Annotated in this window: 25 protein-coding genes; 11 read left to right on the forward strand and 14 right to left on the reverse strand. The window is 59.9% G+C overall.

Annotated features, from left to right (window positions below; genetic code table 11):
* Position 1: 1 nt before the first annotated feature.
* Genes tssG through tssA form a run of 6 tightly spaced genes read right to left on the reverse strand, consistent with a single transcriptional unit; the run spans position 2 to position 6,761 of the window.
* The gene (tssG, locus tag ACTD9P_RS15965; RefSeq protein WP_438868426.1) at positions 2–994 is read right to left on the reverse strand and encodes a type VI secretion system baseplate subunit TssG; all 993 of its coding nucleotides are present in this window, start codon (positions 992–994) and stop codon (positions 2–4) included.
* The gene (tssF, locus tag ACTD9P_RS15970) at positions 958–2,745 is read right to left on the reverse strand and encodes a type VI secretion system baseplate subunit TssF (RefSeq protein WP_438868427.1); all 1,788 of its coding nucleotides are present in this window, start codon (positions 2,743–2,745) and stop codon (positions 958–960) included. The genes tssG and tssF overlap by 37 nt, the downstream gene beginning before the upstream one ends.
* Positions 2,735–3,154 (reverse strand): type VI secretion system baseplate subunit TssE, encoded by a 420-nt coding sequence (gene tssE, locus ACTD9P_RS15975; protein WP_257626883.1) that lies wholly within the window; start codon positions 3,152–3,154, stop codon positions 2,735–2,737. Before tssE ends, tssF begins: the two co-directional genes overlap by 11 nt.
* Positions 3,151–4,626 carry a type VI secretion system contractile sheath large subunit gene (gene tssC, locus ACTD9P_RS15980; RefSeq protein WP_438868428.1) on the reverse strand — a complete coding sequence of 492 codons (1,476 nt, stop codon included), beginning with the start codon at positions 4,624–4,626 and terminating at the stop codon, positions 3,151–3,153. Before tssC ends, tssE begins: the two co-directional genes overlap by 4 nt.
* A gap of 26 nt (positions 4,627–4,652) precedes the next feature.
* Positions 4,653–5,150 (reverse strand): type VI secretion system contractile sheath small subunit, encoded by a 498-nt coding sequence (tssB, locus tag ACTD9P_RS15985; protein WP_438868429.1) that lies wholly within the window; start codon positions 5,148–5,150, stop codon positions 4,653–4,655.
* 33 nt (positions 5,151–5,183) lie between these two features.
* Complete coding sequence (gene tssA, locus ACTD9P_RS15990; protein ID WP_438868430.1) at positions 5,184–6,761, reverse strand: type VI secretion system protein TssA; 1,578 nt, start codon at positions 6,759–6,761, stop codon at positions 5,184–5,186.
* Positions 6,762–7,264: 503 nt separating this feature from the next.
* Here tssA and ACTD9P_RS15995 point away from each other — a divergent pair.
* Positions 7,265–7,780, forward strand: coding sequence for an Hcp family type VI secretion system effector (locus ACTD9P_RS15995; RefSeq protein WP_017136833.1), 516 nt, complete (start codon positions 7,265–7,267; stop codon positions 7,778–7,780).
* Positions 7,781–7,833: 53 nt separating this feature from the next.
* Here ACTD9P_RS15995 and ACTD9P_RS16000 read toward each other — a convergent pair whose 3' ends face one another.
* Positions 7,834–8,655, reverse strand: a complete 822-nt coding sequence (locus tag ACTD9P_RS16000; protein WP_438868432.1) for an aldo/keto reductase — start codon at positions 8,653–8,655, stop codon at positions 7,834–7,836.
* A gap of 106 nt (positions 8,656–8,761) precedes the next feature.
* On the opposite strand from ACTD9P_RS16000, the gene ACTD9P_RS16005 reads away from it, so the two are divergent.
* On the forward strand, positions 8,762–9,256 hold the full coding sequence (locus tag ACTD9P_RS16005; RefSeq protein ID WP_438868433.1) for a DUF1543 domain-containing protein: 495 nt from the start codon (positions 8,762–8,764) through the stop codon (positions 9,254–9,256).
* 4 nt (positions 9,257–9,260) lie between these two features.
* Here ACTD9P_RS16005 and ACTD9P_RS16010 read toward each other — a convergent pair whose 3' ends face one another.
* Entirely contained in the window at positions 9,261–9,806 is a 546-nt protein-coding gene (locus ACTD9P_RS16010; RefSeq protein ID WP_438868434.1) for a GNAT family N-acetyltransferase, read from the reverse strand.
* Positions 9,807–9,928: 122 nt separating this feature from the next.
* Between ACTD9P_RS16010 and ACTD9P_RS16015 the strand changes: the two genes are divergently transcribed.
* Positions 9,929–10,606 (forward strand): class I SAM-dependent methyltransferase, encoded by a 678-nt coding sequence (locus tag ACTD9P_RS16015; RefSeq protein ID WP_438868436.1) that lies wholly within the window; start codon positions 9,929–9,931, stop codon positions 10,604–10,606.
* Between the two features lie 3 nt (positions 10,607–10,609).
* Here ACTD9P_RS16015 and ACTD9P_RS16020 read toward each other — a convergent pair whose 3' ends face one another.
* Positions 10,610–11,821, reverse strand: a complete 1,212-nt coding sequence (locus tag ACTD9P_RS16020) for a TPM domain-containing protein (protein ID WP_438868437.1) — start codon at positions 11,819–11,821, stop codon at positions 10,610–10,612.
* Positions 11,822–11,948: 127 nt separating this feature from the next.
* Between ACTD9P_RS16020 and ACTD9P_RS16025 the strand changes: the two genes are divergently transcribed.
* A complete protein-coding gene (locus ACTD9P_RS16025) occupies positions 11,949–12,767 on the forward strand; it encodes an alpha/beta fold hydrolase (protein ID WP_438868438.1) in 819 nt (272 codons plus the stop codon).
* Positions 12,757–13,890: a PAS domain-containing sensor histidine kinase gene (locus tag ACTD9P_RS16030; RefSeq protein ID WP_438868440.1), complete on the forward strand. Its 1,134-nt coding sequence runs from the start codon at positions 12,757–12,759 to the stop codon at positions 13,888–13,890. Before ACTD9P_RS16025 ends, ACTD9P_RS16030 begins: the two co-directional genes overlap by 11 nt.
* Here ACTD9P_RS16030 and dapF read toward each other — a convergent pair.
* Positions 13,887–14,690 (reverse strand): diaminopimelate epimerase, encoded by an 804-nt coding sequence (gene dapF / locus ACTD9P_RS16035; RefSeq protein WP_438868441.1) that lies wholly within the window; start codon positions 14,688–14,690, stop codon positions 13,887–13,889. The genes ACTD9P_RS16030 and dapF overlap by 4 nt on opposite strands.
* Positions 14,691–14,794: 104 nt before the next feature.
* Here dapF and ACTD9P_RS16040 point away from each other — a divergent pair, with 104 nt between their 5' ends.
* The gene (locus tag ACTD9P_RS16040) at positions 14,795–15,823 is read left to right on the forward strand and encodes an alginate lyase family protein (protein WP_438868442.1); all 1,029 of its coding nucleotides are present in this window, start codon (positions 14,795–14,797) and stop codon (positions 15,821–15,823) included.
* 42 nt (positions 15,824–15,865) lie between these two features.
* The gene (locus ACTD9P_RS16045; protein ID WP_438868443.1) at positions 15,866–16,408 is read left to right on the forward strand and encodes a P-loop nucleotide/nucleoside kinase family protein; all 543 of its coding nucleotides are present in this window, start codon (positions 15,866–15,868) and stop codon (positions 16,406–16,408) included.
* A 149-nt stretch (positions 16,409–16,557) separates the two neighbouring features.
* On the opposite strand, the gene ACTD9P_RS16050 is transcribed toward ACTD9P_RS16045, so the two are convergent.
* On the reverse strand, positions 16,558–18,141 hold the full coding sequence (locus ACTD9P_RS16050) for a L,D-transpeptidase family protein (protein ID WP_438868444.1): 1,584 nt from the start codon (positions 18,139–18,141) through the stop codon (positions 16,558–16,560).
* Positions 18,142–18,182: 41 nt separating this feature from the next.
* Between ACTD9P_RS16050 and ACTD9P_RS16055 the strand changes: the two genes are divergently transcribed.
* Together ACTD9P_RS16055 and ACTD9P_RS16060 are read left to right on the forward strand one after the other, a co-directional pair.
* A complete protein-coding gene (locus ACTD9P_RS16055) occupies positions 18,183–18,896 on the forward strand; it encodes a murein L,D-transpeptidase catalytic domain family protein (RefSeq protein WP_438868445.1) in 714 nt (237 codons plus the stop codon).
* Positions 18,897–18,926: 30 nt separating this feature from the next.
* Entirely contained in the window at positions 18,927–19,673 is a 747-nt protein-coding gene (locus ACTD9P_RS16060) for a creatininase family protein (RefSeq protein ID WP_438868446.1), read from the forward strand.
* A 147-nt stretch (positions 19,674–19,820) separates the two neighbouring features.
* Here the strand turns inward: ACTD9P_RS16060 and ACTD9P_RS16065 are convergent, their stop codons facing one another.
* On the reverse strand, positions 19,821–20,162 hold the full coding sequence (locus tag ACTD9P_RS16065) for a hypothetical protein (protein WP_438868447.1): 342 nt from the start codon (positions 20,160–20,162) through the stop codon (positions 19,821–19,823).
* A gap of 33 nt (positions 20,163–20,195) precedes the next feature.
* Positions 20,196–20,840, reverse strand: a complete 645-nt coding sequence (locus ACTD9P_RS16070; RefSeq protein WP_438868448.1) for an ATPase — start codon at positions 20,838–20,840, stop codon at positions 20,196–20,198.
* A 143-nt stretch (positions 20,841–20,983) separates the two neighbouring features.
* On the opposite strand from ACTD9P_RS16070, the gene ACTD9P_RS16075 reads away from it, so the two are divergent.
* Entirely contained in the window at positions 20,984–21,229 is a 246-nt protein-coding gene (locus ACTD9P_RS16075; RefSeq protein WP_438868449.1) for a hypothetical protein, read from the forward strand.
* Positions 21,230–21,232: 3 nt separating this feature from the next.
* Here ACTD9P_RS16075 and yfcF read toward each other — a convergent pair whose 3' ends face one another.
* Positions 21,233–21,865 carry a glutathione transferase gene (gene yfcF / locus ACTD9P_RS16080; protein ID WP_438868450.1) on the reverse strand — a complete coding sequence of 211 codons (633 nt, stop codon included), beginning with the start codon at positions 21,863–21,865 and terminating at the stop codon, positions 21,233–21,235.
* 186 nt (positions 21,866–22,051) lie between these two features.
* On the opposite strand from yfcF, the gene ACTD9P_RS16085 reads away from it, so the two are divergent.
* A complete protein-coding gene (locus ACTD9P_RS16085) occupies positions 22,052–23,491 on the forward strand; it encodes an alpha/beta hydrolase family protein (RefSeq protein ID WP_438868451.1) in 1,440 nt (479 codons plus the stop codon).
* Positions 23,492–23,558: the final 67 nt, after the last annotated feature.

The raw sequence follows: 23,558 nt of genomic DNA on the forward strand, positions 1-23,558 counted from the left end.
CCTAATCAGAGTGGCTGGCCAGAGTGACCACACCGTCGGCACGCTCGTACCCCAACCAACTGGTCCAACCGAGACGGCACACGTTGCGCTCGCCAATATGCAGCGGCCGCACTTCACCCTCGGCCAGTACCAGGCGCACGTCATAGTCCAGTGGCGTACGCAGCATCAGGCGAACCAGCGAGCACAGCGGTTTGCAGGCGTTGCCGGCGGGTAAAAACGTGTGGAATAGCTGCCAGCTCAAGCCCTCGACATGCACTCTGAACTTGCCGCTGCGATCGGCAACCTGCTGCCCCAGCAGCAGGTCTTCGCCAAGCACGTTGTTGGCCGCACCGAGTTGGTTGCGTTGTTGTTGGGCGATGACCACCGTGCGTTCAACCCATTGTTCAATGAACACACTGCTGTGCTTGAAGTAATGACGCAGGACCGTTTCGATCAAGGTTGCCGAGTGCGCGCGCAGGCTCAGCAGCCCCAGGTACGGCAACAATCGCTTGCAGTCCAACTGCGCCACGTCACGAATCTGCTGGCTGCCCAGCCCGACCAGCGCGAACATCTGCGCGGAAAAAGCATCACCGGCGTCGGTGCGAAAACACGCTCGATAACGGTATTTGCGCCAGATCGGCAGCATCAACCTCTGCAGGCGGTGGTGAAATACGTCCAGAAAGCCACGGCTGACGCTGCCACTCGCCTGCTCTTGATAAAACCCGGGCAATGGCGAACCGGAGCCAAACAGGCCAAGCACATTAAGACGCAGGCGCGCCCGTAACTGTCCGTGTTCGACAAAAAAAGTCACCCGGTCGATGTCGTGCCCAGGGAACCCCAAGCTTGGGTTGGCCTGAAACTCGAGCAGGTCATATAGCGCGTCGTCATCCAGCAAGGGATGGTTGCCGCGCAGGCGCTCGATCACCTGCAGCACCGCCTGAAATAACGAATACTCACGAATTGAGCGTGATAGAGCAGTCAAAGCAGGGCCTGCCGACCCATGCGGGGTGGCCATAGATACACGTCTCCTTGTGTGCTGGTGACCCGTAGTTCGTGATACGAATTGAGGCCGGCGTATAAAGCGAAAAACTCATTGAGTGCCGAAGCGAATACAAACAGCTCGCCCTGGCCGGTAAAGCCGTTGGCGTCAATGCTCAACTCGACTTGCAGGCCGCGTATCGGCAGCCCACGATGAATTCGGTCGACGGCGTGATGATGGATGGACTTCAACGCATCCAACCTGCGCTGGCTGACGTTGTGTGCCTGTCGATCGTGATAGCGCGGCAAGTCGTAGGTTTCGAGGATGACTTTCAAGGCGCCGGTATCGGTTAACGAGAGGTAGTTGAGCGACATGTTGCTGATCAGCTTCCAGAGAAAGTCCTGGTCCAGAGGCGGAGCAAAGCTCGCCGTAGGCGCACAGATATTGCGAAACGTCAGGAATTCCGGGGTTTGCTCGCAGGGCTGATTGATCTCCCCAATCTGCAACAATCGTGGCAGGTTGTGGTTGGTGCAGGTCAATTCAACCGAGAGGGTTTCCTGCTCATTGCCTGGGCCGGTGCCGAAACTCAACCACGTATCCAGTTCGGCACTTTGCACCGACGAGCGCTGACGAATGCTGTAGCTGGGCGTGCGCGCCGACGTGGCACTGCCACTGCCATGCTCAAAGGATTCGAACGGCACGTACGCCTGGTAGCCCAGACCACCCGGGCGCCATCCGGTCACCTGGTCCACGGAAAACACAGCGGCATTGCCCCGCGCTATGCCACCCGGCAGCAGCAGGTACTCATCCTGCTTGCCATCCAGACGAATGGGCACTGCGTCATGCTTGAACAGGTTGGCAATCGGCGTGCAATACAGTTTTACGTTGTCCAGAGTGGGGCGATGCGTCGCATGCGCAGGGTGGTTTAACTTGAAACGCAGCTCTACCCCCCTCGCCTGCTTGAGCAGTTCATTGGGCAACGTCTGTAACGCATCGAGCCCCAGTACATCGACAAACAGATACTTGTCCGTGAACGCAAAATATTCCTGCAGGTGCCGATAACCGCAAAAGGTGTTGGCCGGATAGGGAATCAGTGCATGCTCCTCATCGAACCCCACCGGTCTTACTTGGCTGGCAGCAAGCCGCAGCGACAACGGCTGGCCATCGCGATCGTTTATCACCAACCCTTCGTGGTCAAAGAGCCGTAACTCGATGCCTTCCAGATGACGCAGCAGGCTCAGGTACAAGCCTTGGCTCACCTGTCGATCACCTGCAAGATGCAAGCGCAATTGATCGAATGCCAACTGACTCAAATTGCCCTCGACGCTCATCTCCATGCGCAGGTTGAGCAACGTTTGTACGCCCTGGGGCAAGTACGCCAGGTGGCTCGGTTGCAACGCCAGCACCTGTGTGGCGTAGCAGGTACGAAAACGGCAGCGCTCACCGTTGACCAATACGCTTTCAACCGGCGTGTCGCGCTCTACGCTTACCGTGGTACACGCATGTTTCAAGGGGTCAAACTGCAAGATGCTGAAGGCCGGCAGTGGCCGCATATAGTTGGGCCACAACAGATGCATCAATGAGTGAGTCAGTTCTGGCAGCTCGTCGGCCAGCTTCTGGCGCAGGCGCCCGGTCAGGAAGGCAAAGCCTTCCAATAGACGCTCTACATCCGGGTCCTGGCCTGAGTCGGCGAGAAACGGTGCCAAGGCTGGATTGCGTTCAGCAAAACGCCGTCCCAGTTGGCGCAAGGCACTGAGTTCACTTTGGTAAAAGTGGTTAAAGGACATCCGGCAGCACCTCAACCCGACCACCACCGGCCAACTGCGCGTTAAAAACCACCGGCTGCATAACGCCATCAATCAGCAGTGTTGCCTCAATCACAAACGCCAGGACCAAAGGGTTGCCGGTATCGGGTAAGCCCCTGACACGTACATTCGACAGACGTGGTTCGTACACCTGAATGAACCGTTCAATCGACAGGCGCGACTGGCTCAATGACTCATGCAGGCTCAGGCGCATGTCGTTGAGGTCGGGCAGCCCGTAGTCAGGCAGCGTCAAGACACTGCCTGCACGTGTGCTGAGCATTTTCTCCAAGTGCGCGGCAATCGACGCCACGCTCCCGGCCCTGGCGGGTGCCAGGCCTTCGAGACGCTCAAAAAGGCTGCGATGATCGGGTATCCCCTGCCCCTTTCTCATTCTTTGTCGAGTTTGCCGACGAGGGACAGGGTGAAGTCCGCGCCCATGTACTTGAAGTGCGGCCGTACACTGAGGTTGACGCGGTACCAGCCAGGTTCGCCCTCGACATCACTGACCACGATGCGGGCAGCCCGCAATGGGCGCCGCCCACGCACCTCGGCGCTGGGGTTTTCCTGGTCGGCAACGTATTGGCGGATCCATTTGTTGAGCTCCAGTTCCAGGTCGGTACGCTCCTTCCATGAACCCAACTGCTCGCGCTGCAAAACCTTGAGGTAATGGGCCAGCCGATTGACCACCATCATGTAGGGCAGTTGCGTTCCCAGGCGGTAATTCAACTCCGCTTCCTTGCCCTCGGCACTGTTGCCGAAATATTTGGGTTTCTGCACCGAGCTGGCGGAAAAGAACGCCGCGTTATCACTGCCTTTGCGCATGGTCAGGGCAATAAAGCCTTCCTGCGCAAGCTCGTATTCGCGACGGTCAGAGACCAGCACTTCGGTCGGGATCTTGGTTTCAATTTCACCCATGCTCTGGAAGTGATGCAGGGGCAGGTCTTCGACCGCACCACCGCTTTGCGGACCGATGATGTTCGGGCACCAGCGAAAGCGGGCAAAACTGTCCGTCAGCCGGGTGGCAAAGGCAAACGCAGTATTGCCCCACAAATAGTGTTCGTGGCTGTTAACCACGTTTTCCTGGTAGGCAAATGTCTTGACCGGGCACTCAAGGGGGTCGTAAGGGGTGCGCAACAGGAACCGCGGCACGGTCAAGCCGATGTATCGAGCATCTTCGCTCTGACGAAAGCTTTGCCATTTGGCAAACTGAGGCCCCTCGAAATGATCCTTGAGATCCTTCATGTCAGGCAAACCGGTAAAGCTTTCCAAACCGAAAAAGCCCGGCCCAGCGGCGGCAATAAACGGTGCATGGGCCATGCAGGCAACACTGGAAACGTATTGCATCAGCTTCACATCCGGCGCGCTGGGCCCAAGAAAGTAGTTGGCGATGATGGCGCCCACGGGCTGGCCGCCGAACTGACCGTACTCGGCGCTGTAAATGTGCTTGTAGAGCCCCGACTGAGTTATTTCCGGGGAGTCTTCGAAATCTTCCAGCAGGTCCTGTCGTGAGACGTTCAGCAGTTCAATCTTGATGTTCTCGCGAAAATTAGTGCGGTCGACAAGCAGTTGCAGCCCTCTCCAGGCGGCCTCAAGTGCCTGGAAATCCGGGTGATGAAGAATTTCATCCATTTGCTCGCTGAGCTTCATGTCGATCTCGGCGATCATTCGATCGACCAGACGCTTCTTGACCGGTTCGCCGCGGTTGTGCGGCTTGACAAGCTCCTCGATAAACGCCGAAACGCCGCGTTTGGCAATGCTGTAGGCCTCGTCATCCGCGCTAAGCAGTGTCTGGGCAACGATGGTGTCCAGAATGCTGTGCTCGTCAGCCATTCGGGTGGGTAGCGGTTGCTGCTGGGTCGTCATGGCATCAGTGTCCTTTACTGAAAGTGTCAGGCTGTGGGGTCACTCAACCCCAATTCGGTCAATACCCGGGCGCGGGAGTCGTCATCCGCCAGCGCCTGTTCGATCGCCTTGCGAAAGCTCGGCGTGTTACCCAGCGGCCCCTTGAGGGCCATCAGCGCTTCACGCAACGCCATGAGTTTTTGCAGCTCCGGGATCTGCTCGACCAGGTTGGCCGGGGTAAAATCCTTCATCGAGTTGATCCGCACCTGGATCGACAGCGCTTCGATATCAGGCTGTTCCTGCAGGCGATTAGGCACGCTCAGGGTCAACGCCAGTGCCTGTTTGGCCAGCACGTCATCAAAGGTGTTCTTGTCGATACCGATGGGCTTGCGGTCTTCGAGCTTGCGGGGGTCTTCGCGCTGGGCGAAGTCGCCCAGCACCAGCAACTTCAGCGGTAGCTCGACCTCCTCCTGGGCGCCCCCTACGGCGGGCTTGAAGGTGATATTGATACGTTCCTTGGGTGCTACCGAACCTTCTTTGGCCACGGTAAATCTCCTTTTTTCGAGGGGTTCAAAAACCTATTCAAGTACCGCTTCAACATCGAAGTGGCATAGCCTTCGGTGGGTCGTTTCCTTACGCTCGCGTACGGCCTGGCTTTGCGGCAAAAGCTCGCAACAGCGATACAAAAGCTGTGCAACCTGCAGTGCCAGTTCCGGCTCCCAACGATCCAGGCCGGCGTGCTGAAGCTCGTGGTCCAGGCCTTCCAGCTGCACTTTCGCCAGCGCTTGCTTGCCTGCCGATACGCACAACCGCGCCAATGCCAGCCGCCAATGAAAACGCGCGCGCTCGCTGCGTGCGGTGAGCATGCCCTGCTTGAGTACGTGTATTGCCTCCTTGAGCCCGTCCTTGCGCAGCCTGGGCATGACCTCTTGCAAGGCCACCTCCCAGGGTTCGGCGTTGGCATCAACAACCACGTCGGACGGCGAAAGAGGCTGCAAGTGTCGAGCGACCTGAAGCGTGATCCAGTCCCGAGTGGCGGTATCGGCAAACGGCGTACCATCGTGAAACCTGAATTCGGGCAGGTCTGGCAAGCGTTGCAGTAACAGCGCGAAGCTGACTTCCAGTTCGGTCATGGCCAGATTGGCCTGCAAGGCCTCAAGGCATTCCCAAACCATGCGCAAGCCGTCAAACCAGAACAGCGTACTCGCCAGGCTGGCCTCCAATTCGAGCAACAGTTCACCGTAGTGCCCTTGGGCAAAACGTTCCCGGTAGCGCTTGAGCTTGTCGGGCGTCGGGCCACGAAGCACCGTGAGCCGCTCACTGTCAGCGTCCGGGTAGCTGTTGAGTGCCAGCCAGGTCAGTGTCCGGTTAAGGCGCAAGGCACGCAGGTCGGTCGCATCCTGGCGCTGCCACCAGTTGCATAAGTGCCGGCCTTGTTCCTGTAACGTGCGCAGTGACTTGTGGGCCTCTTTTTCGCTGGCTAGCGTCTGGTGGCCAGTTTTGTCGTGATCTGCTGCCGGCTCCGTGCTCAGCAACCGCGTCGCGGCCTGCTTGACCTGAGCGATCACACCCGTCACAGCTGCTTCTGGCAGCTCTGCTTGTGCGGCTTGCTCCAACCGCTGCGTCAATTGCCTGCGCAGCGCTAACAGCGACGGCGCCTCATCACTCAAGTGCGCAGACAAGAGCGCATCGAGGCGCGTCAGGTGCTCAAGCATGCGGCGAAACAATGGCTGCTGATCGTTGAGCGAAAAGCTTTGTACCTGCTCCAGGCGCAGCGCCAACCAGCCGAGTGCTGCGCCACGAGTGCGCAATTTTTGCGGATAGACAACCGCCCACTGGTGCTCGCATAAATGACGCAACAACCCGAGGCCCGCCACCAGCCCTGGCCAGGATTCACGCTGGTACAACGCCCACGTCAACCAGGCGGCCACCCGCAGATCCTTGGTGTGCTGACGCAGCAAGCTCTGGCTGATTTGCACGACCACCTGCCAGTCCGGCTGGGTGCTGACATGAATCGATTGCTGCTTGCCAAGTTCGGCCTCCAAGGCTTCATATTCACTTGAAAAGCGCATATCACTGCCTGCAAAGTTACCTTGCGAACAGGGCACTAAGGCAAGTTCAAGATAATAACCACACAAAGCGCCTGAATAATCCATTTTGGGCCGCATACCAAATAAAAAATAATAAAACCCCATGCACCTGAATCACACTGAGGCGCAAAAAAACACGATTATAAAAACCTCGTAACGTCTATAAAAACCTCGCAACCCCCTCCGCAAAGTTCGTAAACACTAGCCTCGCAAATGACATCCAGCAAGTGCCCACCTCGCACTTAAGGATTTTCCTACAAGCCCCATGATTATTGGCGTGCGCACCGTTTTGCGCAGCGAAATCAGCTCAATATGTTTAATTACTTTGCCCCTTCAATAAATACACACAACAACAAGATGAGCAAATTAATGCACACTCCTGCGCAAATACTTTCATTAAAAATCCATTAAAACGACCCCCCATCTTTCAAAAACAACCCCAACAACAAGCGCACCCCTTGTTTTTACTGGACTTGTTAATTTCAGGCACGCTTCTTGTTATAGAAACTTGCCCAGCCGGCACAACTGCCGCTTGGCACTACTTCAACCATCAGGCAAGGAAACCCGTCATGCCAACACCCGCATACCTTTCGATCACCGGTGTCAAACAAGGACTGATTACGGCAGGCACTTTTACCCAGGACTCGGTAGGCAATATTTATCAGGAGGGCCACGAAGACCAGATTCTGGTCCAGGCTTTTTCGCATCAGGTGATCATCCCCCGTGACCCGCAATCCGGTCAGCCAACCGGCCAGAGGGTTCACAAACCGCTGATGATCAGTAAGGTCTTCGACAAATCATCGCCCCTGCTGTTCAGCGCGCTGACCAGTGGCGAAGAAGTCAAATGCCAGTTGCAATGGTTCCGTACGTCCTCGGCCGGCACCCAGGAGCACTATTTCACCATCGAGCTTGAGGGGGCGACCATCGTGGATATCCAGTCACGCATGCCCAACTGCCAGGCGCCTGAAAACGCGCACTTCACGCATTTGGAAGATGTGCACTTCACCTATCGCAAGATTATCTGGACCCACGAAGTGGCAGGTACTTCCGGCTCGGACGATTGGCGTAGCCCGGTCGCCGGCTAACCCTGGGCGACGCAGAAACGGCGGCCATGGACGGCACCGTTTCTGCGCACTTGCTACACCATTGCCAGTGGATGCTTGCGTTTGGGTGCACCGAACACCCGGTCGATCGCATCCAGATCGTGCTCGTCGAGCACCAGTTTCGCGGCGTTTGCATTAAGCCGCACATGCTCGGGGCTCACCGCCTTGGGGATCGCAATCACACCGTCCTGGCGCAATACCCAGGCCAGGGCGATCTGTGCGGGTGTGGCCTCATGTCGGTGGGCAATTTGCTTGAGCGTCGGGCTGGACAGCAGTTCGCCGCCCTGGGCGATCGGGCAGTACGCCATAAGTGGCAAATGGTGCTGTTGCCACCATGGCAACAGGTCGAATTCGATACCCCGCTCTTCGATGTTGTAGAGCACCTGGTTGGTCGCACAGGCGGGGGATGTAAGTTCCTGCAGGTCGGCGACGTCAAAGTTGGAAACACCCCAACGGCCGATCTTGCCTGCCTCACGCAGACGTTCGAACGCTTCAACGGTTTCTTCGAGCGGGTACTGGCCGCGCCAGTGCAGCAGGTACAGGTCAATATAATCGGTGCCGAGGCGCTGAAGGCTGGCTTCACAGGCACGCGGCACGCCCTTGTGGCTGGCATTGTGAGGGTAGATTTTACTGACCAGGAACACCTGGTCGCGCTTGCCACGAATGGCCTCGCCTACCACCTTTTCGGCGCCACCTTCGCCGTACATTTCAGCGGTGTCGATCAGGCCCATGCCTTCGTCGATACCCAATTGCAACGCGGCGACTTCGGCTTTGTGCTGGTCCGGATTTTCACCCATGCGCCAGGTGCCTTGGCCGATGACAGGCACGGGAACACCGGCCAGATCAATGGTACGCATAACAACCTCCTGATGAGTTGGCGAATTAACAGTGTGGCACTGACCGGACAAAAGGGTTCAATCGAAGTATGGTTAGCCTTTACCCAATCGCCAGGCAGGACCTGTAATGCTGTTTGTTGTCATGCTCGGGGGCAAGCACCCACGGGCCAAAATCGAAGTTCACGATGTGGTATTCGCAGTGGCGGACACGCTGCAAGCCACCTACGCGCAATTGCGCGAAGGCTGGTTCGGCAGCCCCAAAGGCATGCATATCGACGCCTGGATGGCGGTCGATGGCGTGGGCGGCTGGAAGGTCGAACTCAGCCAAATGGCACCGCCTGCCGGTGCTTATCACCTGTACTTCATCAACCTGGGGGGTTATGAAGCCAGCGTGTTCGGCGAGGCCCACCATTACTTACTGGTGGTGGCTCGCGACAAACAGGAAGCCAAGCGCAAGGGCCAGCAACAGCTATTGCAGCACTGGTCGCAGGCCCATACCGATGGCGTGATGGATGTTGACGACTGCTTGCCTATCGACCTGGTGGACGGTCGCTATGTTCACCTGGTGCAAGGCGCGCACCAACCGATCATCCAGCGGAACGACTACATCACCCTGCCCTGAGCCTTCATGTGCAGGGCTCCAAGGTTTTGCCAAATAAACGATTGCCGTGGGTTTCTCCCTGGAAGGTATAGGTCGGCGAACCCAGCATCGCATAACCACGTCGAGGGTAAAAACCCAACGCGCGTTCATTGCCCACCCACACGGTCGCCCACAATACAGACGCGGCGCCCGAGGCTGCGCGCTGTTCTGCCGCCTGCAGCAACCGATAGCCAATTCCCAGGCCGGTAAATCGCTCCTGGACATAAAGGCGCTGCAACTCGGCGGCATCCGGTGCTGTGATCATCGAGTGAGTGGCGTGAAGTTGGATCTGGGCAAAGCCAACAAGGTGGCCGTTCGACTCAGCCACCACCAGCGAGAGGCCAGGTTGTGCCATCAGGTGGGCGATGGTCTGCGGCGCAAAGGCTTGCAACGCCTCATTGGCAATCGAGGCACGGATGCCTTGGGTGGCATAAGTGTCGAGGAATACCTGCATACCGAGCACGCCAATGCATAAGGCGTCCTCGGCAATGGCATCACGAACAGTAACGGGTGGCGGGTTGATAGCAGGCATTGAGTCTCCGTACTCAGGGGGTACAAGGATCAACGTTTTACCACGAATACAGGCGACAGCAATTGCCTCTGCCGATGCGCCGCAGTAGGGTTTACGCCTCGCCCAATCTGCCGGAGCCCGCCATGAGCTTTTTTTCCGACCCCGATGCGGTCGCCCGCTACGCCGAAGGCCCTGTGCGCTTGGTGCCGGGCTTCGACGGCCTGCAACGCATGACCACCTTGCTGCTGCGTGAAGCGGTTCCTGCTACCGGCAACGTGTTGGTATTGGGCGCCGGGGGCGGCCTGGAACTTAAACGTTTTGCCGACGCCGAGCCAAGCTGGCGCTTTGCGGGCGTCGACCCATCGGCCGAGATGCTGAAGTTGGCGCAGGCGACACTCGGCCCGTTAAATGAGCGCGTGCAGTTGCATGAGGGTTACATCGACACCGCGCCATTGGGTCCCTTTGACGGCGCCACTTGCCTGCTGACCTTGCACTTCATTCCAGAACAGGAACGCCTGCAAACCCTCAAGGCCCTGTGGCAACGTTTGCTGCCCGGCGCACCGCTGATCGTGGCGCACCATAGTTTCCCCCAGGCACCGCAGGAAAAAAGCCGTTGGTTGAAACGTTACGCCGCGTTTGCAGTCGACTCGGGCGTGCCGGTCGAGGATGCCGAGCGCGCGATTACCGCGATCAGTGCCAAATTGCCGGTACTGTCACCCGAGCAAGATGCCGCCTTGATGGTTAAAGCCGGGTTCGAGGGCGTGGAGCTGTTCTACGCCGGCTTCAGTTTCAAAGGATGGGTCGGCTACAAACCGCACTAGCGCTTACCAACTACCGGATGCCCCACCGCCGCCACTGGAACCACCGCCCCCGGACGAGCTGCTGCTTGAACTGGAGCTTGAACCAGAGCTGCCGGAGCTTGAGCCAGAGCCGCCACCCGAACCCGAGCCGCCATCGGAAATGCTCTGCAAAAACACAATAAACGCCACCACCGAAGCGGCGGGTATGGCGATGATCCAGCCTTGATAGCCTTGCCCCAGCAGCAACCCGACTGCCACATACACCGCTACCACCGCCAACACGCGCACGAGGAAGAAGCGCGGGCTATTTTTCCAGGATTGGTGGATGACGTAGAACAGGCCCACGTACAACGCCAGCACCAACGCACTGCCAAACGGCCACACCAGCCAGTGGACGAAGTTGACGGCGACGAAGTGGTCCACCACCAACAGCCCGACCACATAGGCAAGTAACCCAATCACGCAGTAAAACACCGTACGCGCCAGCCACAAGGCGCCGAAGGTCGCGCCACCAATCAGCAGCGTCAGCGGCAATACCAGCAGGTACATCGGCCAGTCGCGCCCGCCCCCATACAGCGTCAACAGTAGCGTAACCGCCACAGTGGCGATTAAAGCCCGGCGCCAAGGCAGCTTGCCGGCCGCGATCAGCACGCCGCCGACACCGCCCAGGATAAACGCCAACAACACTGCAATGGCCTGCGGGTTAACCTCTGGCCCCACCGGGGTGGGCAGGTCGCCGCCGTCTACCAGCACGCCCAGGTCATCGACGGCTTGTTGAATCCCTCCCGCATAGTCGCCCTGGCGAAACGCCGGGGTGAGGTGTTCTTCGATGATGCGGTGGGCCAACAGGTCGGTAACCGTGCCTTCCAGGCCGTAACCCACCTCGATACGCACTTTATGGTCGTTCTTGGCCACCACCAGCAGGATGCCGTCGTTGACGTCCTTGCGCCCCAGTTTCCAGGCACGGAACAGCTGGTTGGCAAAGTCCTCGATGGTTGCGCCACCGGTGGTAGGCACCAGCAGCACGGCCACCTGGGCGCCTTTGCGTTGTTCGAGGGCGGTGAGTTGCGACTTCAAGCGCTCGGTTGTGCCGCTATCCAGCGTATTGGTGAGGTCGATCACCCGCTGGTCGAGGGCGACTTTGATCAGCGAAGTGTCCGCCTGGGCGCTGGTCAACAGACTGAGAAATGCCAAGGCCAGCAGACTCAAGACGGATTGGCGCAGAAACAGCCGCATGCTTTGTTACCTGAAGTTTCTTCGAGGAGGCGTCGACTTTACCTTATAGACGTATAACGCGTGACCCCACGCCCGCGACTATCTAAACTGCCCGCACATATAGCAATGCGCCATAACTGAGAACCCCATGAACCTAAAGCACCGCAACAACGTCAGTGTGATGGGTAACGGCACCGCAACCCTGGTGTTCTCCCACGGTTTCGGCTGCAACCAGGCCATGTGGAATTATCTGGCGCCGCCCTTTGCCGAGCGTTTTCGCGTCGTGATGTATGACCTGGTGGGTGCCGGCCTGTCGGACATCAGCGCATTCGACAAGAGCAAATATGCTGCGTTGGATGCCTACGCCCGTGACTTGAACGAGATTATCGACGCTTTCGCCAGCGGCCCGGTGATCCTGGTCAGCCATTCGGTCAGCGCGATGATCGCCACACTCGCCGACCGCCTGGCGCCAGGCCGTATCGCCGCCCATGTCATGATCGGCCCGTCGCCACGCTATATCGACGACGCGGGTTATGTCGGCGGTTTCAAGCGCAGCGATATCGACGACCTGCTCGACACCCTCGACAGCAACTACCTGGGCTGGTCCAGCACCATGGCCCCGGTGATCATGGGCGCCTCCCCCGAGCCAACGGCGTTGAGTGCCGAGCTGAGCGACAGTTTCTGCCGCACAGAACCGGACATTGCCAAGCAATTTGCGCGGGTGACCTTTATGTCGGATAACCGCAAAGACGTGATCGGCTTGACCACGCCTGTGCTGATCCTGCAATCACGTGACGACCTGATTGCGCCAGTGGCGGTGGGCGAGTACTTGCACAGCGTGCTGCCCAACAGCACCTATTGCCTGGTCGATAATGTCGGCCATTGCCCGCATATGAGCGCACCTCTGGCCTGCACGATGGCGATGGATAACTTCCTGGCGCCGTGGGCCGTGGCCCATGTCGGCTGACCTGTTCGACAGCGCCGCCTGTGCCCTGGCCGTCACGGCCGAAGACGGCACGATCCTGCGCGCCAACGCCATGTTCGGCGAATGGCTGGGGTTGCGCAGCGCCGAGCTGTGCGGGCGGCGCTTCCAGGACTTGCTGACCATGGGCGGGCGAATATTCCACCAGACCCACCTGGCGCCGATGCTGCGCATGCGTGGCAGCGTGAGCGAAGTCAAACTCGACCTGGTGCACCACGACGGGCACAAAGTGACCGTATTGCTCAACGCCAACGCCCGCGAACAGGCCGGCACGCTGGTACACGACCTGGCACTGTTCGGCACTACCGACCGCGACAAGTACGAGCGCGAGCTGCTCAATGCCCGCAAGCTTGCCGAAGCCTTGTTGCAGGAACGCACCAACACCGAATTGGCGCTGCAACAGGCCCAGGCCGAACTGAGCGAAGCCTACGCCATTGCTCAGCGCCGCGCGTTGTTTGCCGAGCAAATGGTGGCGATCGTCAGCCATGACCTGAAAAACCCGCTGACCGCCATCCGCATGGCCACGGACATGCTTGCACGCAACGAACGCACGCCCAAGGAGCGCCAGTTGCTGGGCCATATCGGCCAGTCATCCGAGCGCGCCCAGCGCATGATTGCCGACCTGCTGGATTTCACTCAGGCCCGAGTTGGCCACGGGATCAGCATCAAGACCACGCCCCTGGATTTGCACAGCGTGATCCAGCACGCCGTGGATGAACTGCGCATGGCCTTCCCCAAGGCCACGTTGAAGCACCAGGCCGAAGGCATAGGTCAGGCGTGCCTGGACGCCGACCGGGTGCAGCAGATCATTGGTAACCTGGTGGCCAACAGTGTGGCGTATGGCGACTTGCTCCTGCCCATTACCATCACCTCGCGCCTGGGCGAAGGTGGCTGCGAGGTGGCCGTGCATAACCACGGTGCCGCAATCCCGCAAACGCTGATCGCCAGGCTGTTCGAGCCCATGACGCGCGGCACCGACCAGGGCAGCGAGGTGCGCAGCGTGGGGTTAGGCCTGTATATCGTGCATGAACTGGCCAAGGCCCACGGTGGCGACGTGGCGGTAAGCTCCTGCACCAACCTGGGCACGACCTTTACCGTGACGTTTTAGACCAGGTACACCGTGCCCTGCATGACCGGCTCGACACGGCCGGTCAACACCACGCCGCCCTGCCCGTCCCACTGCACAGTGACCGTGCCACCATCGCACTGCACCTCAACCGTGGCGTCCAGCAAACCGCGCCGAATCCCATTGACCACTGCACCACAACAGCAGGAACCGGACCCCAGCGGCACGCCCCCGCCGCGTTCCCAAATACGCAGGCGGATGTGGCTGCGGTCCAGTACCTGCACAAAATGCACATTGGTGTTGGCCGGGAACAACGGATGGGTTTCCAGCGCCGGGCCCAAGGCTGCCACGTCGATGGCGCTGATGTCGTCGACAAAATACGTGCAGTGCGGGTTGCCCATGCTGCAGACGGCAGGCGCGCCATCGATGGGCAAGGTGCGGGTGTCCAGCGCTTCGGCCAGCGGCACTGCCGACCAGTCCAGCGAGGGCGCGCCCATGTTCACGGACACCTGTTGCCCGGCAGCGCGCACGCACGTCAGCAAGCCTCGGTCCGTGCGCAATACGACGGTGTCGCGGCTGGTTTCATGCATCAAGCGGTCAGCCACGCCACGGGTGGCGCTGCCGCAGGTTTGCAGCGGCGTACCGTTGGGGTTCCAGAACTTGATGCGGGCCAGAGCATCTTCGCAGTCGAGCACCACGGCCAGTTGGTTAAAACCGATACCGGTGTGGCGGTTGCCCAGGCGCCGGGCGACCTGTGCAGTGATCGGATCGTCCTGGCCACGGCGGTCGATGATGATGAAATCGTCGCCATTGGCATGCATCTTCACAAAGGGCAAGGTCACGGGCGGTCCTCGTTCGAGATCAGCCTGCAAGCATACGGGAGTTTCATCCAAGCCGTTTCAGCCGCGTGCTAGCGTTGGCGCATCCTTATCCAGCAGAACCGTCTATGAACAAAACCACGCTTGCCTTTACCTTGCTGCTGGCCGCGCTGCCCCCGGTGACGATGGCTGCAAGCCTCTGCCAGCCTGCGGCTACAAGCCCTGCAGCCAACGCCCTGCTGGCCGCCGCCCAACGGCATTTGGTCGACGCGCCTGCGCCGTTGCCCCATGTGCACACCGAAGGCACCCTGCCAAACCAAGGCATTCGCGAGCAAAGCCTGGTTGCCGAAAAGGACTGGCCGCTGATGCGCCAGGCGGCACTGGCCTGGCGCATCGGCGGAGACCCGGGTTACCTCAAGCAAGTCGACGACTACCTCGCCGCGTGGGCCGATGTCTACCAGCCGGATTTCAATCCCATCGACGAAACCAACCTCGATATGCTGATCACAGCCTATGCGCTGACCGCCGACCATTTGCGCCTGGAAACCCGCGCAGCCAGCCGCCGCTTGATCAGCAACCTGGGCAATGGCTACCTCGCGCATATCGAACAATTCCACGGGCAGAAAAAAGGCACTCAGACCAATAACTGGCAGAGCCACCGCGTCAAGTTGGTGACCCTGGCCGCCGCCGCACTCAACGACCAGGTCATGCTTGAACAGGCTCATCAGCTGTTTAAACAGCAAGTGGCCGACAATATCCTGCCCGACGGCTCGGTCACCGACTTCCAGGACCGTGACGCCCTGCATTACGTGGTCTACGACCTTGAGCCGCTGGTGCAGGCCGCACTGGCGGCCAGGCCCTACGGTGGCGACTGGCTGAACCTCAAGGCCAATGGGGCTTCGCTGAGCGCCGCCCTCGACTGGCTGGTGCCTTACGCCACTGGGCAACGCAGCCACCAGGAATTCGTGCACACCCATGTGCAATTCGACAAAGACCGCGCCAAAGTAGGCGAAGCCGGTTACAGCGGCACCTGGGATGCCAACAGCAGCGCGACGCTGTTCTGGCTGGCGGCGCAACTGGATAAACGCTACCTGCCGGTGGCCACGCAACTGGCGGCCCACCCGGCCGATTGGATCAGCGCCTGCTATTTGAAGTAAGCGCGGCTAGACTGGCCCGGCGCCCTATTCAAAGGATCGACCATGCTTATTGTATTCAGCGGCCTGCCCGGCACCGGCAAGACCACGATTGCCAGCGAACTGGCACGTCGGATAAACGCGGTTTACCTGCGAATTGATGTGATTGAGCAGGCGCTTCGGGATGCAAACGTACTGACCGGCGATGTGGACGCCAGCGGTTATGGCGTGGCGAATGCGCTGGCATTGAGTAATTTGCGATTGGGGCAGACGGTGATTGCCGACTGTGTGAACCCGGTGAAGCAAAGCCGGGAGGCATGGCAGGCTGTGGCGGCGACAGCGGGTGTCGAGCTGCTTGATATTGAAGTGGTTTGCTCTGACCTGCGGGAGCATCAGCGCCGTGTGGAAAGCCGCACGGGCGATGTTGCCGGGTTGGTGCCGCCCTCCTGGCAGTCCGTGTCAGGACATGAATATGAGGCGTGGACTGAAGCGCCTATGACTATCGACACTGCACAGGTGACAGCCGCTGAGGCCGTCGAAGTGATCCTGGCGCACATCATCCCTGTGGCGAGCAGGCTTGCCCTGCGTTGGGCTGCGCAGCGGCCCTGATACAGTCACCGCGTTTTCTCAGAGACACATAAGCGTCTGATTTTGGGGCTGCTACGCAGCCCAACGCAGGGCAAGCCTGCTCGCCACAACAACCCCATCTGCCACAACAAACCAGCTAGCCACAACAAGCGCATCTGCCACAACGAGCTTCAGAGCACCGCCCCCATCGCCTTCAACAACACCGGGTCACGCCCATAAATATCCGGCGAGTACACCAACCCGCCCTGGCGATCGACCTCCACCGTCCAGTAACCCAACAGCACCGGCACCGGCGTGGCCAGCCTGAACTCATGGGTTGTGCCCGTGGCCAACAATTCTTCGGTGCGCGTGCGTTCGGCCGGGGTTACCAGCAGGTCGCGCAGCATCATTGGCTGTTCAACCCGCACACAGCCCGAACTGAAGGCCCGTGGGCCTTTGGTAAACAGCGGCTGGCTCGGCGTATCGTGCAGGTAAACGGAATAAGGGTTGGGGAAGCGCATCACGATGCGGCCCAGCGGGTTGCGCGGGCCGGCCTCCTGGCGCAGCAGAATATTGCCAGGGCGCGACCAATCCACCTGGTCGGCGGTGAGTGGGCGGCCTTGAGCGTCGAGCACTTGCAGGTTTTGCTGGCGCAGGTATTCGGGGTTGAGGCGGATGGCCGGGAGTTTATCCTCACGCATGATGGTCGGCGGGATGGTCCACGTGGGGTTGAGGGTCAGCCGGGTGATGCGCGACTTGAGCAGTGGCGTCTGGCGTTCGGCACGCCCGACTTGCAGGCGGGTTTGCCACACCGGGATGCCGGCTTGGTAGACGCTCAATTGCGCAGCGGCAACGTTGACCACCACGCCTTCGGGCTCCAGGTCCTGGGCCAGCCAGCGGAAGCGTTCGAGGTTGATGCGCAACTGGTCGCGGCGCATCGCCGGGCTGATATTCAGTTCGGCCACGGTGCCCGTGCCTATCACACCGTCAGCCTGCAACGAGTGGCTGAGCTGGAAGGCCTTGACCGCCTTGACCAACTCGTCGCGGTACTGTCGGCTGTTGCCCGTTGGCGCCTTGGCGAGGTAACCACCGCTGTACAAGCGCCGCGCCAGTTCGGGCACGCGCGGGTCTTCCATGCCGGGCTTGAGCAGCGGCCCGGTGGCGACCGGGTCCCAGTGGGGAAGCGGCTGCAGGCGCACAGTGGCATAGGTATTGCGCAAGCTGCGGTACAGGTCGGCGCTGGGGCGCGCCTGGTCAAAGGCTTGGGCCATGTCTTGCAGGCCGGTGGCGGCAAAAGCCAGCACTTGGATATTGGGGTCGAGGGTGGATGGCTGGGAATGCCACAGCGGCTCGAAACGCGACTGTTGCAGGCGGCCGTAATGCAGATCCTGCAGGGCCTGCAGGTATTGCCGGCTGCTGCCGATATCGCTGCACAGCATGTTACCCGTGGCCTCCACGGTAGGCAGGCTATAGTGGGTGGGGTCCAGGCCATCGTCGGCCAGCATCAGCAACTGAGATTGCAGTGCGTGGCGGCGCTCATCGGACCACAACGGCACATTGCCCTGCTGCTGGTAGAGCGCCTGCAAACGCGCTTGCGCCGCTGGGTCTATCTGTGCGGCAAGGTTGGGGCAAACGCTGGGCAGTTGAGAAAGGGCCAATTGCACCGGGCTGGTTGAAACCACCGGCACAGCGTCCAGCGGCAGCTCATCAGCTGTCGCGACCAATGGTGCAACGAGCAGGCAAATGCTCAAGTAACATGCGTGTTTTTTGAACAATTGACTTAACTCCAATCCACAGCGGGGGGGATGTACTGTAGATGCTGACTTTTATATGCCGCGTCGGCTTGATCGCCGTGACTTTGGCTACGCTGAGCACTGTTACGCTCGCCGCCAATGCCAACCCTCCTACTTTGTATAGCAGCCTGGCGCGCTCGGCTCCAGAACTCAATCCCACTGTACTGAAAAGCGCCCTGGGCGCGGTGCAATGCGCGGTCAATAACGGCGAAGAACGCTCGGATCGCCTGGCCGTCATTGACTACTCCCAACCCTCTACCGCCCGTCGGCTGTGGATCTTCGACCTGCGCAAAAAGACCCTGGTGCTGCGCGACCTGGTGGCTCACGGTGCCAAATCCGGGGAAAACTTCGCCACGCAATTCTCCAATCGGGAAGGCAGCCACCAATCCAGCCTGGGTTTGTTCCGCACCCAGGAAAGTTACTTGGGCACCCACGGCTACTCGTTGCGCATGGACGGCCTGGAGCCGGGCTTCAATGACCAGGCCCGCGACCGCGCGCTGGTGATTCATGCGGCCGACTACGTCAACCCGGCCTGGAGCAAGCGCGAAGGCCGTATCGGCCGCAGCCAGGGTTGCCCGGCTGTGCGCCCACAAGTAGCGCGTCAGGTGGTAGACAAGCTCAAGGATGGGCAGTTCATGTTCTCCTGGTACCCGGACCAGCGCTGGCTGAAGTCCTCGACGTACTTGAACTGCAAGCCCCAACAAGTGGCCAGTAGTCGTACAATCCGTGGTGGTTAGCCTGTCCCCACAGATAAAAGAGAGCGTCGCATGCTTCTACATACGTCCACCTGGATCGAGATCGGGCAGTTTCTGGAGCGCAGCCGCACGGTGGTGATCCCTATCGGCTCCAACGAACAGCACGGCCCCACCGGCCTATTGGGCACCGACTGGATGTGCCCGGAAATCATCGCCCATGAGGCGCAGAAAAACGCCGACATCCTGATCGGCCCGACTTTCAATATCGGCATGGCCCAGCACCACCTGGGCTTTCCCGGCACCATTTCGTTGCGCCCTTCCACCTTTATCGCAGCGATTGGCGACTGGGTGCGTTCACTGGCCGGGCATGGTTTCGAGAAGATCCTGTTTTTGAATGGCCACGGCGGCAATATCGCCACCATCGAAGCAGCCTTTTCCGAGCTCTACGCCGAAGCCAGCTACGCCCGCCGCCCGGCCGGGTTTGCGCTCAAGCTGGTGAACTGGTGGGACCTGGAGGGCGTCAACGAACTGGCCCACCGCCAATTCCCGGTGGGCCACGGCAGCCATGCCACACCATCGGAGATTGCGGTGACGCAATGGGCGTACCCGGAGTCGATCAAGTCGGCGGAGTATTCGCCACGAATCGCCAACACCGGGCCGATCCGCGAAGCACTGGACTTCCGCGCACGCTTTCCGGATGGCCGCATGGGCTCTGATCCCGCACTGGCGACGGTGGAAAAAGGCGGTGAGTTGGTGGCGTTGGCAGCCAAGGGGCTGGTCAACACCGTGAACACCTTCAGCAACGAAGCCAAACCTTAAGCCGAACACACAGCACAATGTGGGAGCGGGCTTGCTCGCGAAAGCGGAGTATCAGTCGACATATTTACTGACTGATCTACCGCTTTCGCGAGCAAGTCGAATCGTCGCACCGCCGCTCCCACATTTAAATCTGTACGCCTACCAGGATTACTTGCAATCCTGCGCCGCCAACTCCAGCCGCGATGGCTTGATCGCCGACGCCAGCGGCTTGCGCTCATACAGGAACACCTTGGTGCCGTCCTGGGACTTGTAGGCTTCCAGCACATCATCGGCAGCAATCTTGCTGGTCAACACCACTTTGGCGTGACGCGAGTTTTGGGTCACGGTCGAGGTAATGGCGTGCTTTTCAAGCTTGGGCAATACGCACTGCACATAGCCTTCCGGAGTCTTGTCAGTTAGCAGAGTCAAGCTCGGCGCGTTGGGAGCGGTGATACACCCGGTCAGCAACAAAGGAGCCGCAGCCAGGGCCGGGACGAAAAAAGCGCGCATATAAAATCCTGAATATAAAAAGAAAAGTTCACATCAACTGGCGCTAACCAACGCCTTGAGCGACACATCGAACTGCTTCAACGCATCAAGCTGTACATCACGTTGCTGTTCAATCTGTGCGGCAATCTCCGGCGCCGCCTTGTCACGCACCCACACCGACGGCACTTGCTTGTGCACCGAGCCTTCGGCCTTGGCGATGTACTGCAGGTTCGCGTCATAGAACCGTGCAACAAAGCGCGCCTCCACCTGATCGTTACGCTGGGTCAACAGTTGGTTGTGGGTATCGAGCACCACCACCACATCCGGGTGCGCCTGCACCAGTTCATCCAGGCTGCTATAGACAGTGACTGTAAGAAAAGTGCCCTGCAGCGAACTCATTAACCAATCAATCGCCAGTTCCGGATCGGAGCTGTTGACGAACGCCTGGCGGATGCGCCCGTCGAGGGCATCCTTGGCGCCGTTCATGGCCATGGCGTGGTAGCGTTCAAGGTAGCTGAGGTTGTCGCGGGTGTTTTCGCTGTACAACACTCCCACCGATTGCGCGTGCCGCAGGGAGTCTACGCTACCGACGAGGGGCAGCAAATGGCCGGTACGCAGATCATCGGCAATCGCCGGGTTGGCCAGCACTGCCGTGCCGAGCATCAGTACCATCAGGCCCAGCTGGATTATCGTCCTCATCGCGCATTTCCTTGAGCTGCGTGTCGATGGCGTGATTGTCCGCTTTTGGCACAAAAACAGAACTTGTGATCCTTGATGGTGACTATCATTTGAACCGATAGTGTCAGGCAGCCTAACCCCATAAAACCTATAAGGACCACGCCATGAAGCCCCACCAGAAAACCTTCGACCGCATCCGCGAAGCCGTATTGCCGGAGTTTCGCGAGCGGGTCGCCGATTACCTGGTTGAATATGAAAACGTGCTGCAGGACGACACCGCAGACGCCGACCTGCGTTGCGCCAGCGCCCAGCAGCTGCGCGGCTACCTACACGGCTTGAACACCACGCGGGTGCTGGGCATGGCCGATTGGGAAGACCTGGACCGGCGTGTGGCCCAGGAATGGTTGTAACCCTTAGAGCGCCGGACGTTGCAGGTTGACCCAGGCCTGCACCGAGGGCCGCTGCCACTGGCGCTGTGCATAGGCCACCAACTCGGCGGGCACGTTGTCACCGTTGAGGATCAAACGGTTGAGCATCACCGCCAGGTCCACGTCGACTATCGACCACGCACCGAACAGGTACAGCGGGTTGCCCGCCAATAACGCCTGTGCCGCCTGAATCAACTTGTGCGCGGCCGCCTCACCCGCAGGCGACAACGGCGGCATCTTCTGCCCATAGAACACCACCAGCGTCGAACGTTCCTGGCGAATAGCCTGCAAGTCGCTGCGCAACCACGCCTGCACCTGACGCGCTCTCGCCCGCTGTTTTGGGTCCGTCGGGTACACCGTGGTTTCGAGGTAGGCCTCATCCAGGTACTCGCTGATCGCCGAAGACTCCGACAACGCAAAGTCGCCTTGCACCAACGTGGGCACGCGCTGAGTCAGGGACAGCTGGACGAATTCGGCCGCGCGGTTTTGCGCCGCGTCCAGGTCAAGGGTGACGGTTTCGAAGGAAAGGCCCTTTTCCAGCAGGGTGACGAATACCGACATGGCGTAGGGGCTGGTGAATTGAGCATCGACATACAGGCGCAACGACGGTGAAGGCATACAGGCTCTCCTTGGGTGAGAGCCCACGCTACGAGATCGACGGCGAGAAAGACAATGCGCAGTTTTTATGGAGGCATTCCTGGCGGGAATAGCAGCATTAATGGCAAGATAATAGCTCTTGGCCACACCGCGAAGCCGCTACGGCCTTCGCCACCCTCACCCATAGCTTTCAAGGAAGATAAGCTTATGAAACAAGCAGTTGTGGTTATCCACGGCATCGGCGAACAGCGCCCGATGGACACTTTGCGCGGCTTCGTCGAAGCCATGATCCCGGCGGACACGCCCGATGGCACACCGTTTTACTGGAGCAAGCCAGACCGGCTTTCGCGCAATTTTGACCTGCGCGTCTTGAAGTCCTCCGGCCGTACCAGTACCGATTTCTACGAGTATTACTGGGCCCACAAAATGCAGGGCACCAAGGTTGGCCACCTGCTGGGCTGGCTGTGGGATATTTTCAAGCGCCCGCGCCGTGATATTCCCGACGCCATCGTGCCGATCTGGCGTACCACGCGCTGGACGGTGATGGTGCTCCTGCTACTGATTGCCAGTGGCAGCCTAGCCACGGCCTGGGGCCGGTTCGACCACAGCGACAATCCCTTCGCACTGGTGCCGCTGCTGCTCGGCGCTATCGGTCTTGGGCTGCGTTATTCCGCGCTGTCCTACCTGGGCGATGCGGCCCGCTACCTGAGCCCCAACCCGCAGAATGTGGTGGTGCGCGAACAGATCCGCGCCGACGGCGTGGCATTGCTGCGCGCCCTGCATAACAAAGGCGACTACGACCGCATCATCGTCGTCGGCCACAGTTTGGGCAGCGTGATTGCCTACGACATCATCGGCTACCTGTGGCATGAACATCACGATCAACTGACCAAAGTCATCCCCAGCAACCGCGAACTGGCCCGCCGTTACGCCGACCACGACCCCCTGCAACCGGTGATCAAGGAAGCGCTGCCCAACGCCGGTGCAGCACTCGACGGAAGCCTTGGCAGCACCCTGAAATTTCGTGAACAGCAGGCCGAGGCGTTTATCGAGCAGCGCGGCCTGGGCAACCCCTGGCGCATCACCGATTTAGTCACGGTGGGTAGCCCCATGGCCCACGCCAGCCTGTTGTTGGGCCGCAGCGTGAGTGACTTCAAAAAACGCATCGAGCGCCGCGAAGCCCCGGCGTGCCCGCCAACCGAAGACACCAAGGGCTACGGCTACAACGCCCGCCAACCGGTGATGCTGGGGCAAAAACCGTTTACCCCGCAGTACCTGCACCACGCGGCGGCGTTTGCCGTGACGCGCTGGACCAACCTGTACTTCCCGGCACCCTATGGCCTGTTTGGCGATATCGTCGGCGGCCCGGTCAAACCGGTGATGGGTGCAGGCGTGCTGGATTTACCGGTCACTGTAGGCACCTGGAAAGGCTGGCTCGCCCGCTCCTGGCTCAGCCATACCCGTTACTGGAGCGAGCGCGGCGGCGCACAGGGCTACCTTGGCACGCTCACTCAGGATGAAAACGCGATCACCCATGGCCCGCGCCCCTCGGCCACCGAGGCGCTGCGCTGGGCGGTCGACCTCAAGGGGCTGCGGCGCTTTCGTCCAGTGGGCACCAAGGAAACCCAGGCGCCCGCCGAGGCCTAGGAAGCATGATCATTCCCACGCTCTGCGTGGGAATGCCGCCCCGGACGCTCCGCGTCCCAAGTTGGCG

This window comes from Pseudomonas onubensis, from assembly GCF_965653655.1.
Taxonomy (GTDB): Bacteria; Pseudomonadota; Gammaproteobacteria; order Pseudomonadales; family Pseudomonadaceae; genus Aquipseudomonas.